General features: G+C 45.1%; 11 protein-coding genes. 8 read left to right on the top strand and 3 right to left on the bottom strand.

All coding sequences use genetic code 11. From position 1 onward, the window contains the following. Positions 1–15: 15 nt before the first annotated feature. Both ACXAD4_RS28545 and ACXAD4_RS28540 read right to left on the bottom strand, forming a co-directional pair. The gene (locus ACXAD4_RS28545) at positions 16–945 is read right to left on the bottom strand and encodes an electron transfer flavoprotein subunit alpha/FixB family protein (protein WP_475245517.1); all 930 of its coding nucleotides are present in this window, start codon (positions 943–945) and stop codon (positions 16–18) included. Further along, entirely contained in the window at positions 945–1,718 is a 774-nt protein-coding gene (locus tag ACXAD4_RS28540) for an electron transfer flavoprotein subunit beta/FixA family protein (RefSeq protein ID WP_475245515.1), read from the bottom strand. The genes ACXAD4_RS28545 and ACXAD4_RS28540 overlap by 1 nt, the downstream gene beginning before the upstream one ends. 155 nt (positions 1,719–1,873) lie before the next feature. Here ACXAD4_RS28540 and ACXAD4_RS28535 point away from each other — a divergent pair, with 155 nt between their 5' ends. Continuing rightward, entirely contained in the window at positions 1,874–3,505 is a 1,632-nt protein-coding gene (locus ACXAD4_RS28535) for an electron transfer flavoprotein-ubiquinone oxidoreductase (protein ID WP_475245701.1), read from the top strand. A 79-nt stretch (positions 3,506–3,584) separates the two neighbouring features. Here ACXAD4_RS28535 and rlmF read toward each other — a convergent pair whose 3' ends face one another. Continuing rightward, positions 3,585–4,637 carry a 23S rRNA (adenine(1618)-N(6))-methyltransferase RlmF gene (gene rlmF, locus ACXAD4_RS28530; RefSeq protein ID WP_475245514.1) on the bottom strand — a complete coding sequence of 351 codons (1,053 nt, stop codon included), beginning with the start codon at positions 4,635–4,637 and terminating at the stop codon, positions 3,585–3,587. A 270-nt stretch (positions 4,638–4,907) separates the two neighbouring features. Here rlmF and ACXAD4_RS28525 point away from each other — a divergent pair, with 270 nt between their 5' ends. From ACXAD4_RS28525 to pelG, 7 genes are read left to right on the top strand one after another with little or no spacing between them, the layout of a single operon-like run. Next, complete coding sequence (locus ACXAD4_RS28525; RefSeq protein WP_475245512.1) at positions 4,908–7,640, top strand: endo alpha-1,4 polygalactosaminidase; 2,733 nt, start codon at positions 4,908–4,910, stop codon at positions 7,638–7,640. Between the two features lie 29 nt (positions 7,641–7,669). Next, the gene (locus ACXAD4_RS28520) at positions 7,670–11,176 is read left to right on the top strand and encodes a tetratricopeptide repeat protein (RefSeq protein WP_475245511.1); all 3,507 of its coding nucleotides are present in this window, start codon (positions 7,670–7,672) and stop codon (positions 11,174–11,176) included. Positions 11,177–11,206: 30 nt separating this feature from the next. After that, positions 11,207–11,731, top strand: coding sequence for a hypothetical protein (locus ACXAD4_RS28515; protein WP_475245510.1), 525 nt, complete (start codon positions 11,207–11,209; stop codon positions 11,729–11,731). 43 nt (positions 11,732–11,774) lie between these two features. Further along, positions 11,775–13,121 (top strand): PelD GGDEF domain-containing protein, encoded by a 1,347-nt coding sequence (locus tag ACXAD4_RS28510; protein ID WP_475245509.1) that lies wholly within the window; start codon positions 11,775–11,777, stop codon positions 13,119–13,121. Further along, positions 13,084–14,052 carry a hypothetical protein gene (locus ACXAD4_RS28505; RefSeq protein WP_475245507.1) on the top strand — a complete coding sequence of 323 codons (969 nt, stop codon included), beginning with the start codon at positions 13,084–13,086 and terminating at the stop codon, positions 14,050–14,052. Before ACXAD4_RS28510 ends, ACXAD4_RS28505 begins: the two co-directional genes overlap by 38 nt. After that, the gene (gene pelF, locus ACXAD4_RS28500) at positions 14,049–15,593 is read left to right on the top strand and encodes a GT4 family glycosyltransferase PelF (RefSeq protein WP_475245506.1); all 1,545 of its coding nucleotides are present in this window, start codon (positions 14,049–14,051) and stop codon (positions 15,591–15,593) included. Before ACXAD4_RS28505 ends, pelF begins: the two co-directional genes overlap by 4 nt. A 37-nt stretch (positions 15,594–15,630) precedes the next feature. Then, entirely contained in the window at positions 15,631–16,947 is a 1,317-nt protein-coding gene (pelG, locus tag ACXAD4_RS28495) for an exopolysaccharide Pel transporter PelG (protein WP_475245505.1), read from the top strand. The last annotated feature ends 55 nt before the right edge of the window (positions 16,948–17,002 follow it).

Here is a 17,002-nt window from a genome sequence, read left to right as displayed (position 1 = left end):
ATCGGTACAGCGTGTTTACACCGAGTCGATAAGCTCAGGCAGGATTTCAAATAAATCACCGACCAAGCCATAGTCTGCGATCTCAAATATAGGCGCTTCAGGGTCGCTGTTGATTGCCACAATGACCTTGGCATCTTTCATTCCGGCAAGGTGTTGGATCGCGCCAGAAATACCCACGGCAATGTATAATTCAGGGGCAACTATCTTGCCGGTTTGACCGACTTGATAATCATTGGAGATGAATCCTGCATCAACAGCTGCCCTTGAAGCACCGACAGCACCACCGAGTTTGTCGGCAAGCTTTTCAATCAAAGCAAAGTTCTCTTTACTTCCAAGAGCCCTGCCTCCCGAGACGACAACGCGTGCAGCGGTTAGCTCTGGCCTTTCACTCTCAGAAGCCTGTCGCTCCACAAATTCACTCAACACATTGGCGATAGAGATGTCGAGTGACTTTTGCTCCGCCTGGCTATCTGACATTTGAGCCGCCTCAAACGCCGACCCACGTGTCGTCATCAAAATCTTACTGTCTTTTGAGCGTACCCGTGCTAATGCATTCCCCGCATATATGGGTCTTACCACAGTATCAGCACTCTCGATCGCTACGACATCAGACAGCATCCCGACATCGAGTAAAGCAGCCACCCGCGGCAGCAGGTTCTTACCGAACGTCGTGGCTGGTGCAATGATATGGCTATGTTCAGCTGAAAGTTCCGTTATCAACATGGCACTGTTTTCAGCCAGTTGATACTGGTAAATGGAATTATCCGCCATCAAAACTCGGTTGATCCCATCGATACGCGATACTTCATCAGCGACCTTTTGACACTGGTAACCCATCACCAAAACATCAATGGGTAAATGCAATGAAAATGCCGCCCCAACTGCTTTGAGCGTTTCCCCTGACAGGCGCTGATTATCATGCTCTGCAATTACAAGTACTGTCATCAGATCACCTTCGCACTGTTTTTGAGTTTATCGACAAGCTCTGAGACCGAGTTTACTTTCAGCCCGCCAGAGCGTTGTGCTGGTGCCATCACCTCAAGAATGTCCTGATGGTTATCGATAGTCACACCCAAGTCGTCAGGGGTGATGATATCCAAAGGCTTTTTCTTGGCTTTCATTATATTTGGCAAAGACGCATAGCGAGGTTCATTGAGACGAAGATCTGTACTCAACACCGCAGGAATAACGAGCTGGAGTGTTTCCAACCCACCATCAACCTCACGGGTGACATTAAGTGCGCGTTGACCGCCATCTGTGACATTGTCACTTGAAATATCGATGTCAGATGCAAAAGTACCTTGAGGATAACCAAGCAAAGCGGACAGCATTTGAGCGACCTGATTGTTATCAGTATCAATGGATTGCTTACCTAAAATAAGCAAATCTGGCTGATCTCTTTTTGCTACTGCTGCAAGCAGCTTTGCTACAGACAAAGGTTCAATGACAGCATCACACTCTATATGAATTGCCCTATCCGCTCCTAGTGCTAAGGCCGTTCTCAACTGCTCTTGGCAATTAACATCTCCTGCAGAGATGACAACAACCTCATCAGCATGACCGGCTTCTCGAAGACGGATCGCTTCTTCCACGGCGATTTCACAGAAAGGGTTCATCGACATTTTCACATTGGCGGTTTCCACGCCAGAGCCATCATTTTTCACCCTTACCTTTACGTAAGGATCAATAACACGCTTGATCGCAACATACACTTTCACAGGCACTTCCTTATCAAACCAAGGCTGTTAAACCTTGCAAATGATTTATTCTTTGAGCCTAGTTGAGTTTACGTTTACGTCAACTGGACTATATTTTAACCAAGCGCAGTTCAGTAAGGGATTGAAGCATGAGTTCAGAGCAGCAAAGAGAAAGCATGTCGTTTGATGTTGTGATTGTTGGTGCTGGCCCTGCCGGACTATCTGCCGCCTGTCGGCTGAAGCAACTGGCTAATGAGAATGATGTGTCTTTATCGGTTTGTGTCATAGAGAAAGGTGCCGAAGTCGGCAGCCATATCCTTTCAGGAGCACTATTTGAACACAAGGCACTGGATGAACTCTTCCCTGACTGGGAGCGAATGGAAGCACCACTGCACACCGCAGTGTCTGATGATAAATTCTGCTACCTAACAAATGAGTTCAACTACATTACTGTTGCTGAACCCCTGGTACCGGAAACGCTTCAGAACATTGGCAATTTCGTCATTAGTCTCGGTAACCTCTGCCGCTGGCTGGGACAGCAAGCTGAAGCGCTTGGTGTCGAAATCTTCCCCGGCTTCCCCGCCAATGAAATTCTCTATAACAACCAAGGCATGGTCGCAGGTGTCATCACCAAAGACATGGGACGGGATAAGCACGGGGAACAGAAAACCGCTTTTGAGCCTGGCATTGAGCTGCATGCAAAATATACCATTTTTGCCGAAGGCTCACGCGGCCACTTAGGAAAACAACTGATAGATCAGTTTCATCTCGACCATGGTAAACAACCTCAGCATTACGCCCTTGGCCTCAAGGAACTGTGGGAAATTCCTCCGGAACACCACAAACCCGGACATGTGATTCATGGCGTTGGCTGGCCATTGAGTCAAACCGGCACCAATGGCGGCAGTTTTTTGTATCATTTGGAAAACAACCAAGTCGCTGTTGGGTTAATTGTCGATCTTAACTATCACAACCCGTATCTAAGCCCTTTTGATGAGTTCCAGCAGCTCAAGCATCACCCCTTATTCAGCCAACATTTGGTAGGAGGTCAGCGTATTGCCTATGGTGCAAGAGCCATTACCAAAGGCGGCCTTTCATCACTTCCAAGGCAACAGTTTCCCGGAGGAGTGTTGGTAGGTTGCGATGCAGGCACGTTAAACATGGCAAAAATTAAAGGCAGTCACACCGGTATGAAGTCAGGCATGCTTGCGGCCGAAGCCGTCTTTCATGAATTAGAACAGGGCTTACATCAAACCGCACCAGGGTATGACAAGGTTTTTAGTGATTCTTGGTTATTTGAAGAGCTGCATGAATCGCGTAACTTTGGCGCGGAGATCCACCGCTTTGGAACGTTAATTGGTGGGACGCTAGCTTCTATCGAGCAAAAATGGTTTAGGAAATCCTTCAAGTGGTCACTTAAAGACGATAAACCCGATCATGAGTGTCTTGAACCTATTAGCGACCACCAGCCTATTGAGTACCCAAAGCCTGATGGTCAGCTGAGCTTTGATAAACCCTCATCGGTGTTCCTGTCAGGTACCCAACATGAGGAAAATCAGCCCTGTCATTTGCTTCTAACAGACAGTGCTATTCCTATAAACTTGCACCTGGAACGCTTTGATGAGCCTAGCCAAAGGTATTGTCCTGCAGGGGTATATGAAATCATTGAAAAAGAAGGAAAGCCTGCTTTTCAGATCAATGCTGCCAACTGTGTCCATTGCAAAACCTGTGATATTAAAGACCCTTCACAGAATATTACCTGGGTTCCACCAGAAGGCGGTGGCGGTCCTAACTACCCCAACATGTAATTAGATACAGCGCTCTGACTGTCCATATATCCAATAGGTACTATTTGTATCGGGAGCGCTGTCTATCCAAATTCGGTTATTAAATCCAGCGAGTCTTGCGCCACAGCGCTTGTTGTTCTTTTGACAGAAATGTCCAAGCAACAAAACGTGTTAGTTTCTGCCCCTGCGCCATATCTATGGTTTTGACTTCAACTGCCCCAACCTTTTTCAGCTGCTTATAGATTAAAGACAGATTGTCTTTTTTCGATACCAAGGTAGTAAACCAAAAGCATTGATTGGCCTTCTCAGTACTTTGGTTGATCATTCGCTTGATAAAGGCCGCTTCTCCTCCCGGACACCACAACTCTGCCTTTTGCCCACCGAAGTTTAATACTGGCTTTTTGCTACTCATGGCATGAGACTGAACTTCCTGCTTAGAACCTTTATGGTGACTTTCTTTTTTTAGCCCGGCTTTCTTATGCCCACCTTTCTTTTCAGAATTGGCTTTTAGGTTCTTCACTTTGCGCGCACTGCCTGCCATAGCTTCCTCGAGCGAGGTATGGAATGGCGGATTACATAGAGTGAAATCAAACAGATCATTGTCGTTGATCATACCGGTAAAAATATGATCTGGGTTTTGCTGCAAACGGCACTGGATCCCACCTTTCAAGGTAGGATTAGAATCAACGATGAACTTGGCTGATTTTACAGAGATAGGATCTACATCAGCAGCGACAAATTGCCAGCCATAGACTCGGTGACCAATAATTGGGTAGACGCAATTGGCGCCAGTTCCGATATCAAGCCCTTTAATAGCCTTTCCTTTAGGGATCTTGCCACCGTTGGAATCAGCTAATAAATCAGCAATATAGTGCAGATAATCAGCCCTGCCAGGGATAGGCGGGCAAAGGAAACCAGCCGGAATATCCCAATAGGAAACCGAGTAAAAGTGACTAAGCAACGCGCGATTGAGCATTTTAACGGCAGACGGGTCACTGAAGTTAACCGACAAATCACCATAAGGGTTCTTTTCAACAAATGGCGACAATTCCGAACAGCTTTTGATCAGCTTGTCAAAATCATAACGGGCTCGGTGAGGGTTTCGTGGATGCAGCCCCTTACTCGGCGCTTTCTGCTTATGTTTTTGTGACATATCGCTTTCTATTTGGAGTTTTGCTCGGCCTAAGGCCAAAAAGAAAAGTATCCTACTTGAAACTGTAGCGCTTTAGAACCGCCGAAGGATTAACTTTGGTTAAAAATCAGCCTAACAAGCAGCTAATAATTTCAATATGCCACTTGATTCAGAAAAATTTCGTGACAATCTTACATAAAATTGTACATTTTCATAATCTTAACTTTACTATTACATATGAAGCATTAACAATGCTATTAAGGACTGAGCGACTAAAGGACGAGGTTGCACATGGATGTCATCAAACGCACATTACTCATTTTACTATTATTATTCCTGCCGCTGTGTAAGGTTCAAGCTAGTCAATCAGTCGCTTTTTACTACAACAATATAGATTCTATAAGGGAGTTGATTAATTACGACCGTGTCGTTGTAACCCCAGCCCTAATCACAGATAAACAAATATCTACCCTGCAAAAGGCCGATTCTTTGATATTCGCCTATCTCAGTATTGGTGAGTATGATGGCAAACAACTACCAGAAAAGCTCCAAGGACTATCTCCGCTTATCAATCCTAACTGGTCTAGCCATGTAATGGATTTATCGACAGAAGAATGGCAAACCTACCTTATCGAGCAAGCAGTAATGCTTACTAAGCGCGGTTTTGACGGGATTTTTCTCGATACGCTCGATAGCTATACCTTATTTGCAAAATCTCCCGCAGAAGCCAAGAAACAACAAGCAGCACTTAGTCAGATCCTTGAAGGATTAAATGCCCTACCGAAAAAGCCATTACTTATTTTCAACCGCGGCTTTGAAGTCATGGACCAACTATCTTTCAAGCCTTACGCCTTAGCCGCCGAATCGATGTACAACAGCTATGACCCAGTATCGGATAGTTATCAGCTCGTGCCAGCATCAGATCGAGAGTGGCTAACAGGTAAGCTTGAAGAAGTAAAAAAAGCGGGCATTGAGGCGATTGTCATCGATTATCTGCCAGCCAGCAACCGTGAAGCCCAAAAACGAGCCGCCAAACGCTTGCTTGATGAAGGCTATACCCCATATATCAGTGACGGGCTACTCTATGAGTTCGGTATCAGTACGATAGAACCTATTGCAAAACGTGTGCTCGGTTTCTATGACAGTCAATTTGGCCGCATGGTAACGTCACAGTGTCACCGAATGATGTCGATGCCCATTGAATATTATGGTTATGTCCCAGAATGCGTGGATGTACGCACAACCAATTTCAACAATATCGATATTAGCCGATATGCTGGTTTCTTTTTCTGGTTAGAAGAAGCAAGTTATCGACAGGTGCCCCTACTTCAAACCTGGATCAATTCTCTAGTGGGTAAACGCCCAGTTTTATTTCTCAATACACTACCAACTAATCAAACTCTACTGTCCAAACTAGGCATCGCTAGCAAAGGTGAACTTACTGGCAATATCACTCAACAACAAGGCCAAAGCTGGACGAAACAATTCTATCCAGCATCTTTCAGCCAGTTTGAAAAACACACTATTTGGCAACCAGCACAAATTGGTGTGAGCAGTGAAATTTCTTTTGGGAATAACAAGGGTGAGTCAACAGCCGTTTTGTTCAAAGCACCTTGGGGAGGCGCGGCTTTATCTCCCTTCCCGGTGATGAGCCTCGCCAATGGCAGCGAAACATGGATCATTGACCCATTCCGGTTGATCAATGAGCTGTTCCCTTTACCACCTATTCCTGCCGCTGATGCAACCACCGAATCTGGCCTACGTATATTGACCAGTCACGTCGACGGTGATGGCTTCCCTTCCAAAGCATGGTTCCCTGGCAAACCCTATACGGCTGAGGTGCTCAATGACTATGTCTTTAAAAAATACGACATCCCCCAAACCGTTTCAGTGATTGAAGGCGAAGTTGGCAAACGCGGTTTGTACCCTGACCAAAGTGACAAACTGGAAGCCATTGCACGCGACATTTTTCGTCTACCAAACATAGAAATTGCTTCCCATACCTTTAGCCACCCATTTTTCTGGGATTTTTCCGCCAATATCCAAACCAAGCAGTATGGCGATAACCTTCCAATCCCAAACTATACCGTGGATTACTACAACGAGATTTTAGGGTCGATCAACTACATCAATAGAGAGCTAGCACCAAAAGGAAAAAAAGCAGAGCTCATATTGTGGTCTGGCCGCGCGGATCCAACAGAGGAAATCCTGGCTATTGCTGAACAAGCTAATGTCCTTAACGTTAATGGTGGAAATACCTATGTCGTTCGGGGCAATAATAACTTTACTCAAGTTTCTCCCACCATAGTTTGGTACCCAAGTGCAATACAGGTTTATGCGCCAGTCCTCAATGAAAATCTCTACACCAACCTTTGGACTGAACATCATGATGGCTACAGTCGCGCTGTTGAGACATTTGAAATTTTAGGCTCTCCTCGTCGCTTAAAAAGTATAAGCATCTACTACCATATGTATTCAGGAGCCTACCCAGCCTCTCTTAATGGCCTGAAGAAAGTCTATGACTGGGCCTTAAACCAAGAAGCGACACCGCTTTATTTGAGTGAATATGCAACAAGAGCCAGCGCACTCTATGAAACTGGCATTGCGCGAACGCTTGATGGGCAATGGCAGGTAACCAGTACTGGTATTGCTAGTGTTCGTCTACCTGAGCCATTGGGCTACCCAAGAGGAAGTCAATTTGCTGGTTGGAATACTGGCCCAGATGGCAAGTTTATGATCCTGAAGCAGCCCAAGACCCGTTTTAGTACGGCGAATACACCAGAAAATGAGCTACAACTCAAAAGCAGTAACGGCAAACTGGTAACGTGGGATGTAACAAAAAATACAATTGACTGGTCTGTATTGTCTCACATGCCGCTGAAGATGGTCGTTAGAGGGGCTAAAAATTGTCAAAGCCTTAGTGGGGTCAAATTAACCACCAAAAGCCGTGGAAAGGGAAATATCGAATTATCAAGTTCACAGAAAGGCTTACTGCAAGGCACCCTGAAGTGCCAAATGCTTTAGGACAAGGGATAAGGAAAAAACAATAAGCGATGGCAAAAGATAAGAATAAGCCAAGGATAAGACTCATCAACAAATTCACCCTTGTGGTGTTAACCGCAACCTCATTATGGGCGTTGTGGCTTGTTGCGCCGTCGAAATCCATGCTTATCCAGCTTATCGCCCGTTCATCTTCACCTGAAGTGTCATTGGCATTTCTAGAGCAGCTCTATAATGACGATCCTAAAAACCGCGCCATTATCAAACAGATCGTTGATAACTATGCCGCTACGGGGCAACTGGAAGATGCCACCTTACTGCTTGAAAATATCCTCAAAACAACAGAAGGTAAAGATGACTGGGGAGCAATTGGCCGCTACCTTAGTCTGCTTCTAGAGCAAACTTATCAAGACAACCCTGAACTGAAAAAACAAGCTAATGATGATCTATTGGCCCTGTTAGATAAAATTGATTACGTTCCTGAAGCTGAGCTGGCAAGGAAATTTGCTGATACGGCTATCTCTCTGTCGATGCCAGACAAAGGTTTCAGTTACCTATACCCCCACCAGCAAAGTGGTGAGACTTCATACGACGAGTTGGTTTCACTTGCCTTACAAAGTGAAGACTATGACAGCTCACTAAAAGTAAGTCTGGATGCATTTCGTGAATTTGAAGATCTTGCTCATGCACAAAAGTTATTCGACTTAATGCTAATCAGTGGCCAGTCGCAACTCAGCAGGGATTTCCTTACCAGCTACAGAGGCGAACTTTATAACAACCCAGACTTTTTGACGGCTGGAGTAAACCACGCCAAGCAAATCGGTAATCTTGATATCGCCTTATCGCTCTCACGCCATTTACTGACCATCACACCAACATCTGAGCTGTATGCACAAACTGCGCATACAGCTATCGCTTTGGGGGAGCTAGAACTGGCAGAAGAGCTCTTATTAGCAGCAATCGAGTTATCACCCAATCAAAACCATTTTGTATTGCTTCATCAGATATACCGCTGGCAAGGGGAAATCTCTAAAGCTCAATCGGTTAGCTTAAAACTAGTTTCATTAAGCCCTAGTGCTAAGCACATTCGCGCGGGTATTGATGAGTCCAGAGCGCTCGGTGATATCCTTAATGAAGGGCGTTTATTCAAACAACTCGCTGCTCATAATCTCATTAACCCGGCTGAATATAGTGCTTGGCTGAATGCGCTCGAAAAAGGCGAAGGTACCACTGCAGCTTTCCGAAGTCTGCTCGCCTTACTTGCAAAACGGCCATATGACGCAGACTTACTGAGCCACACTACCCGCTTGTACAGTTACCGTAGTGATCATCAATCAGTGATCAGGTATGGTAACCGCCTTCAGCAAAGACGCTCGCTTAACTTCGTTGAAGCTGAGCGAATTGCTAATGCTCATATCATGTTAAATCAACCTAAGCTGGCACTGAATACCCTAATCAACCCGACAGGCTGGCAGCAAGCTGATGATGATTATCTCGAAGCAGTCTCTTCACTGGCATGGGAGACCAACAACCGTGTAATCTCTGTTGCCTCACAAACAGAGCTGGCAGCGCGGGCCAGCACCAACATTGATACCTACCGTTTCATCAATGTTATGTCTCCGCTAAATGATAAAAACCTCGATCAGTTGCTTGCACTATATGATAAAACACAGAATCCAGAGTTACTTCTTGCTGCTTTAAGACACGCTGTTGAAATAAAAGATGAGGCTCTTTTGTCCGAGCTTATAAGCCTTGGTAAGCAAAACTCTTCTCTCAATCAGAATATTGAATTGCTAACCTATCAAGCGGTGTTGGCAGAATGGCAAGGTGATCCTGAACAAGCTAAGCAGCTCTATTTGGCCGTATTACAGTTAGACCCACTCAATACATCGGCAGTAGGCAATCTAATATGGTTTGCTCTCAGTGAAGGTGATACTGAAACCCTTGAGCAAATTTATCTACAATACAAACACGCCTTGGCAGCTGAGCGAGATCTCTGGCTAGCCTTTGCCAGCGCCAGCCAACAACTTGGCTTCAACCACGATGCTGATGCTTGGTATAGGCAAATACTGCTTAATGACGCCTCTGCTGAGCCTTCTGTGTTACTGAACTATGCACAGTTGCTTGAACAGCAAGGTAGTGGTGAAAAAGCGTTCCAACTGCGTCGCTACTTACTCAAAAGTAAAACTGATGAATTACTCGCATTACCTGATGGCGATATTAGCTATCGCTCACTTGTTGAGATGTTTATTAGTGAACGTGTAGCTTCACAACTCATTGAAGAAAACGCCTTGTCTAACCCGACGGACTCAAACATTAGTGAGTTATTTGGTAATTATCTTGCCCATAGCCACGGTGAAAAAATACTATTCTGGCAGCAAAGAACTGCCTTTGGACACTATAAAATACCCGAATGGCAGCAGCTGTCATTGGCACTGCAGAAAAAGGATCGCGTTGCGGTTGAAGAGATATTGTCGCGCTCAGTAAACTTGCCTAAAGCCGATGAAAACGTCGCCTTGCAGTTTATTGGTAAACACCAAGAAGCCTGGCAACAAGGCCAAGCCAATGTTGGCAAGATGGCTGATAAAACTGCAGAAAACCAGTTACGTCGTATACATGTACTGCAACATCCTACGAAGACACATAGCGTTCGGGCTCAACAAACCCAAATTACTCACTGGGATGTCGACCGTTCGAGCTTAGATTATTACTCACCACATTATCACGGCAACTGGCGCTTGGGCATTGACCACCAACGTGCAGGCTCACCGGATCAATTAGCCAATACCGACATTGACAATGAGTTCCGTTTGCGCGGTCGATATCAACATCAAATGAGCGAAAGTTACTGGGCCTTGGGGGTTGATCTTGCCGATGGCATCGGTGATCAACGACTCGGCTTAAATGGTGAGTACCAATTTGCTGTCGATGATTATTTGCGCCTTGGGTTCCGGTTTGGCCTTAATAGCCACATCGAAGCCAGTCAGTTGCTGAATATTGCAGGCCAAGACAACTTGCTTGGTTTTAACCTTGCGTACCAACCAACGGCAAGGGAGTCCATCGCCTTCCAATTTAACCTACACGACCTATCTACCCGTTTTGATGATGAAATTGGCCAGGGATGGGACTTAAACTTGCGTTTTGCAGAGCAGTTTTTCTTTGCCGACCCAGCTTGGCAGGTATACGCCGATGTCACCATGCAAAGTGTGAATCTCAGTGATGATCCATTAACAGGCATCAACCGCTGGAACAATGAAAGCACACCACTTACCAGCGGTGATTTTATCGAAGACAAATACCAACGTATTGGTATCGGCCAACGCGTTTGGCATGGCGAGCCGGGCCAGCCCGGCGCAACGGTGCCTTCCCCTAGATATTGGTTCGACAGTTCGCTGGGCTATAACTTTTCAAGCTCGCAAATCGATGTCACCTTAAGCGCGGGCTTAGGTTGGCGCATCTTCGGCAATGACGAACTCTATTTAAGTACAGACTGGCAGAGCCAAGACAGAAATGGTGATGAGTCATTAAAAGTATCAATAGGCTATTACTATGGCTTTTAACCTAAATCGAATTTAACAAGGATGACTATGATGAAAAAGATACTTACCCTAGCCAGCCTCTTAACACTGAGTGCTTGTAGTAGCTACCAGGTGACAGACAGTAATCAATTTCCTGCTGATAGCAGCTGGGCAATTATGCCGATGTATAATCACTCAAGTACCCCGCTAGCCGCAGAGAAAGCAGAACAAATTTTAAGTAGTCAGCTCTTTGCAAAAGGTATCATTGCAGTGAAATACCCTCCATCTGCTGTCAATGACTTGCAAAGTATTCTCGACGATTCCGCCAAACAGAAACAAGCACAAGCCTGGCTTGCCACACAACCTGTCGACTATGTGATCACTGGCTCTGTTGAGGAATGGCATTATAAAAGCGGCCTTGACGGTGAGCCCGCCGTTGGCATTACGCTAGAAGTAAAATCGGCCAAGAGCGGAATAACATACTGGCAAGCATCAGGAAGTCGTGGCGGCTGGGGCCGTGAAAGCGTCAGTGGTACTGGGCATATAGTGATTGAAGAGTTGCTCAGTGGCCTGAATGTTGCTGCAAAAGATGACTAGTCTTTAACTGGTTTAGTCTGTTTACAAACGATGGTTGTTTTATATGGATAAGAAAACCAACAACAAAGCTTTTCTCGGTTTTTCAAGAAGTGGCTATGTATGGCTCGAAACCCTCATCATAGCGATTCTCTCAATTTACGTATGGGTAGAGTCCGACTCCCTGACCCCAACGTCTACCGAGCAAAACTTTTTCTGGCCTCTCTTTGGCCCGCTACTCATAGCGTTGCGTTACGGCTTTGCTAAAGGTTTTATTTGTGCATTGTTCACAACCGCTGGACTCGCAACCATTATGAATGCGTCGGGTATGTTGGATTATTACCCACTTTCACTGGCTATCGGGACGATAATGGTAGCGATGATCGCCGGTGAGTTTCATGATTACTGGCATAACATTAACCAAAAGCACATCCTTGACCATCAGTACATGACACAAAAGCTTGATAGCTTTACCCAGAATTACCACTTACTCAAAGTGTCGCACGACCAGCTGGAGCAACGTACTGCCGGACAAACCGTCAGCTTGAGATCAAGTATCAGTACGTTGCACAAAATAGCGGCAAAACATGCTGAGCACCGATTGGAGTACTTAGGCCAGCCCTACCTTCACCTCATGGCTGACATTGGCGGTCTTGAAGTCGCAGGGATCTATAAAGTCACCAATGGCAAAATTGACACGCAAGCTGCAGCCACACTCGGTGATCACCACCGTTTAATCGAAAACGATGCCATGTTGGAAGATATGCTAGCCACCAAAAAGCTACTGTCCCCTGCCAAGCTCGAAGCCAACCAAGTGCATCAATCACGATATCAGCTTTGTATTCCTTTAATGGACACACGCGGAACGCTTCAAGCCGCTATCATTGCTGAGAATGCAAAATTCTTCATGCTTACCCCTGCAAACGTGGCCTTACTTTCTCTTGTCGCTAACTACGCCGCGGATCTTCTCAGTGATGAAATCATTACGCCAATCTTGCAGCCGCACCAAAATGATTTGTTTATGAATTATCTCAAGCGTGCTAGCTATAACAAACGTCACTACGGTGCTGACAGCTCGGTTGTGGTCTGTGTCGACAGTGCTGGCAGACACCATCAAGAGTTGGATAATACAATTAGTTATCGCCGGGGTGCCGATGTTTATTGGTCATGCAGGACTAAGCAAGGTAATGCCGCACTGGCGGTATTACTTCCACTGACAACAGCATACGATGCCCAACAATATATCGTCAGGTTGCAAGAGTTACTCAAAGACCAACTCGGTGAGGAAATTAACGACATCGACATTATTGGGCCGCTTTCTATGTCAACGGATAGACCTGAAATCAGAAAACTAATGGATGAGCTTGGAGCATACGATGAAGACATGGTTATTTCTTCAGACCATAGCCTTTGAGAGCTCTGGGCTGTACATCATTGTTACCCAACCAATGACAACTGCAATGTGGCTGGCATTTGTAACCGCCCATGCATTGGCCTGCTTGAGTTTCGCTGGTTTATGCTGGCTAATTTTACCGAAAAAATACAAGACTCCGGTTACAGGCTCTTTTACGTTCTTATTTGTCTTCAATTTGTTACTACCCGTCGCAGGGATGATTGGAACCAGTTTTTCCTTACTGATAGCCCTCTACTTACCAAGGCATAAATCAAATATCACTTGGCAAGAATGTGAAAAGAGTGAGCTACCGCAAAGTCCAGGGGAAATCATTGGCACCCAATTTGGTTCTGGAGCGCTGCGAGAAATCTTGCTGCATAACCAAGATCCCGAACGAAGACAAATGGCCGTTAATGCTATCAGGCACTTGCCTCGACAACATGCAGTCCCCCTTCTACAACTGGCTTTGAAAGATTTAACCGATGATGTTCGGTTACTTGCTTACGCCTCTTTGGAAAACATCGAAACGCAAATTAATGAGTCAATCTCGCTCTCGAAAAAGCAATTTGAGCATAAACCTTCAGCTGAAAAAGCCTACGATATTGCCCAGCAGTATTGGGAGCTTTGCTACCTAGGCATCGCTGAAGGTATTTTACGTAGCCACTATTTGGAACAGGCAGAAAACTACCTCAACCAATCAATCAGTATCAAGATAACCGCATCAGCGAATCTGCTCCTCGGCCGTGTTATGCTTCAGCAAAAACGTCCTGCCGATGCCCTTCCGGCTCTAAAAGCTGCAATGGATGGTGGCCTGTTAATAAAACAAGTTGCTCCCTATCTTGCAGAGGCTGCTTACATATCAGGTGATTACAAAACAGCAAAAGAGTACATAAGCTATTTCCCAGAACAGAAAGGAAACAAACTCAGTCAAATTAAGGAGTACTGGGGATGACTTGGCAAAAGCAGAAAACCAAGACTAGCGACGATGAAGTCGATGTTTGCCTTCTGCTAGAAGGGACTTACCCCTATGTACGCGGAGGTGTTTCAAGCTGGGTCCACCAGATTATCTGTGGTTTACCTGAATACCGATTCCATTTAATTTTTCTAGGTGGTCACCCTGATTTTTATGACCAGCCTGCATATGAATTTCCCGATAACGTCGTCGGTTTTGAGGTGCATTATTTGCTATCCAATCAAGGTCATGTAAAACCTTCCGCTCGCTCAGGGAAAAGTAAGCTGTTTAATATATGGAGTCGTTTTCTCTCTTACTTTGAAAAGAAAGGTGAGCCAATACCTGGTGATCTGCTCGCTGAAGTTTCGGAGTTTCTGGATACAAATGGCAAGCTATCACTTTCTGACTTTCTATACAGTAGAGCCTCATGGGAAGTACTCACCGAAAGATATTTAGAATCTGCCCCAAGGCAATCTTTTGTCGATTACTTTTGGACTTACCGAAATATTTACCAACCCCTTTTCGTGTTATCAAAAGTGTCGCAGAACCTCCCTAAGGCAAAGCTATTTCACAGTGTGTCTACTGGCTATGCAGGTTTTTTAGGAGCCATGAGCCGAGAGAAAACGCAAGCCCCTTTTATTTTGACCGAACATGGCATCTACACCAAAGAAAGAAAAATTGACTTATCGCAGGCCACATGGATCAAAGACAACCATAGTGTCATTGACATATCAATGCATAAAGGGGTGGATACAACCCGTAAAACCTGGATTCAGTTCTTTGAACAGTTAGGTTTATCAGCCTATCACCAAGCCGACCATATAGTGGCATTATTTGAAGGTAACAGACAACGACAACATACCGATGGCGCGCCGACAGATAAGACTCGCGTAATTGTAAACGGTATAAATACCCAGCGTTTCGAAGAAGCTTACCAACGCCGTCCTGATAGCCCTCCAATGGTTGTCGGTTTAGTAGGTCGTGTTGTTCCCATCAAAGACATTAAAACCTTCATACGTACTATACGTGGCGCTATAGAAACCCTTCCCACACTTGAAGGCTGGATCATTGGACCAACCGAAGAGGATCAAGATTATGTCCGGGAGTGCGAGCTACTCATTGAAAGTTTGGGCTTAAAAGATAACGTTAAAATGCTTGGTAGCAAGAACGTTGCGGAGATTATGCCTGAGCTTGGTGTCATGATGCTGACTTCCATCAGTGAAGCTCAGCCATTAGTGTTACTCGAAGCCATGGCCGCCGGTATTCCCTGCATTGCAACTGAAGTTGGCGCTTGCCGCGAAATCATAGACGGTTCAGCCGGCGAAGATGCAGAAATAGGCTCAGCAGGTGAGATCATTCCCATCGCAAGCCCTGCTGAAGGCGCACAAGCCATTGTTAAAGTTCTGAGCAATAGGGAAAAATGGCTTGAAGCGGGTGATGTAGGCCGTATTAGGGTCAAACGTTACTACGACGAACCTATGATGTACGGGGCTTACCGTAGTTTATACAAGGAGGCAATCAGTGGCCGGCATCGGATTTGAATTAAGGAAAATTCTAAAGAAAAACTCGCTGCTATCAATGCTGGAAGCCTATGGGTTGGCGGGATTGATCAGCTCTGGACCTTGGGTGTTATCAATTCTGGCTTTACTGACCATTGGTATTATCAGTGTTGGAGTCGTTTTTCCGACCTATGTTATCGTACAATTTTTGGTCATTGTCACCTATATGATGGCTGGCTCATTAATCATCAGTGGCCTATTTCAACTACTGCTTACCCGATTTATCTCTGACTTATTATTTGCAGAGCAAGATCATCGCATTGTCCCTAACTTATTAGGCTCTATGTTGGTCACAAGCATGATTGCTGCAGTAGTTGGTGGGGCCATCCTCGCAATCTGTGACACCATTACTCCCGTAGAAAAATTGACTATTTTTACGTCATTTATTTTGCTCTGCAATCAATGGCTAATCATCATTTTCCTAAGCGGCATGAAAGAGTACTATCGAATCTTTTTCACTATGATGTTCTGTTATGGATTAATGGTTCTAATGAGCATTTATTTACCGCCCTTCGGACTACTTGGCCTGATGATGATCTTTTGCTTGTGCCAAGCTATCCTAACCTTCGCTTTTCTGTTCCACGTCATCCGTGACTTCCCTGCTAACCAATTAATTTCATTTGAATTTTTGAATCATAAGAAAACCTTCTATTCCCTGATTATCTGTGGTTTTCTTTATAACCTTGGTGTGTGGCTAGATAAATTTGTTTTCTGGTTCCGTGATGAGACCTCGCATCAGGTCATCGACGTTTTCCGGGCATCTTATATTTATGACCTACCCATCTTTATCGCCTACTTGGCTATTGTGCCAGGCATGGCCGTATTTATGCTCAGGATGGAAACCGACTTTGCAGAAGCTTGTCTGAAGTTTTATGACGCCGTTCGTGAAGGCGCAACGCTGGACTCTATTTATCTACTGAAAGATAAAATGGTGCTTGCCTGCCAGCAAAGTATCTATGAAATATTCAAAGTACAGGGTCTAACGTTGGCACTTTTGATTCTTTGGGCAGAAGATATACTAAATTTTCTGAACATAGACCTTGCCTACTTACATTTACTCTATGTCGACTTGGTCGGCGTCAGTCTACAAGTGTTGGTCATGGCCATCCTTAACGTCATGTATTATCTCGACAAGCGCTATTCAGCCCTATTCTTAACATTATTGATGGCGGTCGGAAACCTTGTTTTGGCCTATATCAGTATCGACCTAGGACCAACATTCTACGGTTACGGTTTTGCAGTCACTATGCTGGTGACAACCATCACAGGCCTTATCATGCTAGATAGCCAATTTGATGATTTGGAATATCAAACCTTTATGCTTCAGCGCTCGTAACATACATCGCCCCTCATCATTAATTCAATGGTGAGGGGCAATATGGTCAAATAAC

It is taken from the genome of Photobacterium sp. AWH4_225, assembly GCF_056158405.1.
This window is presented reverse-complemented; position numbering and strand designations above follow the sequence as displayed.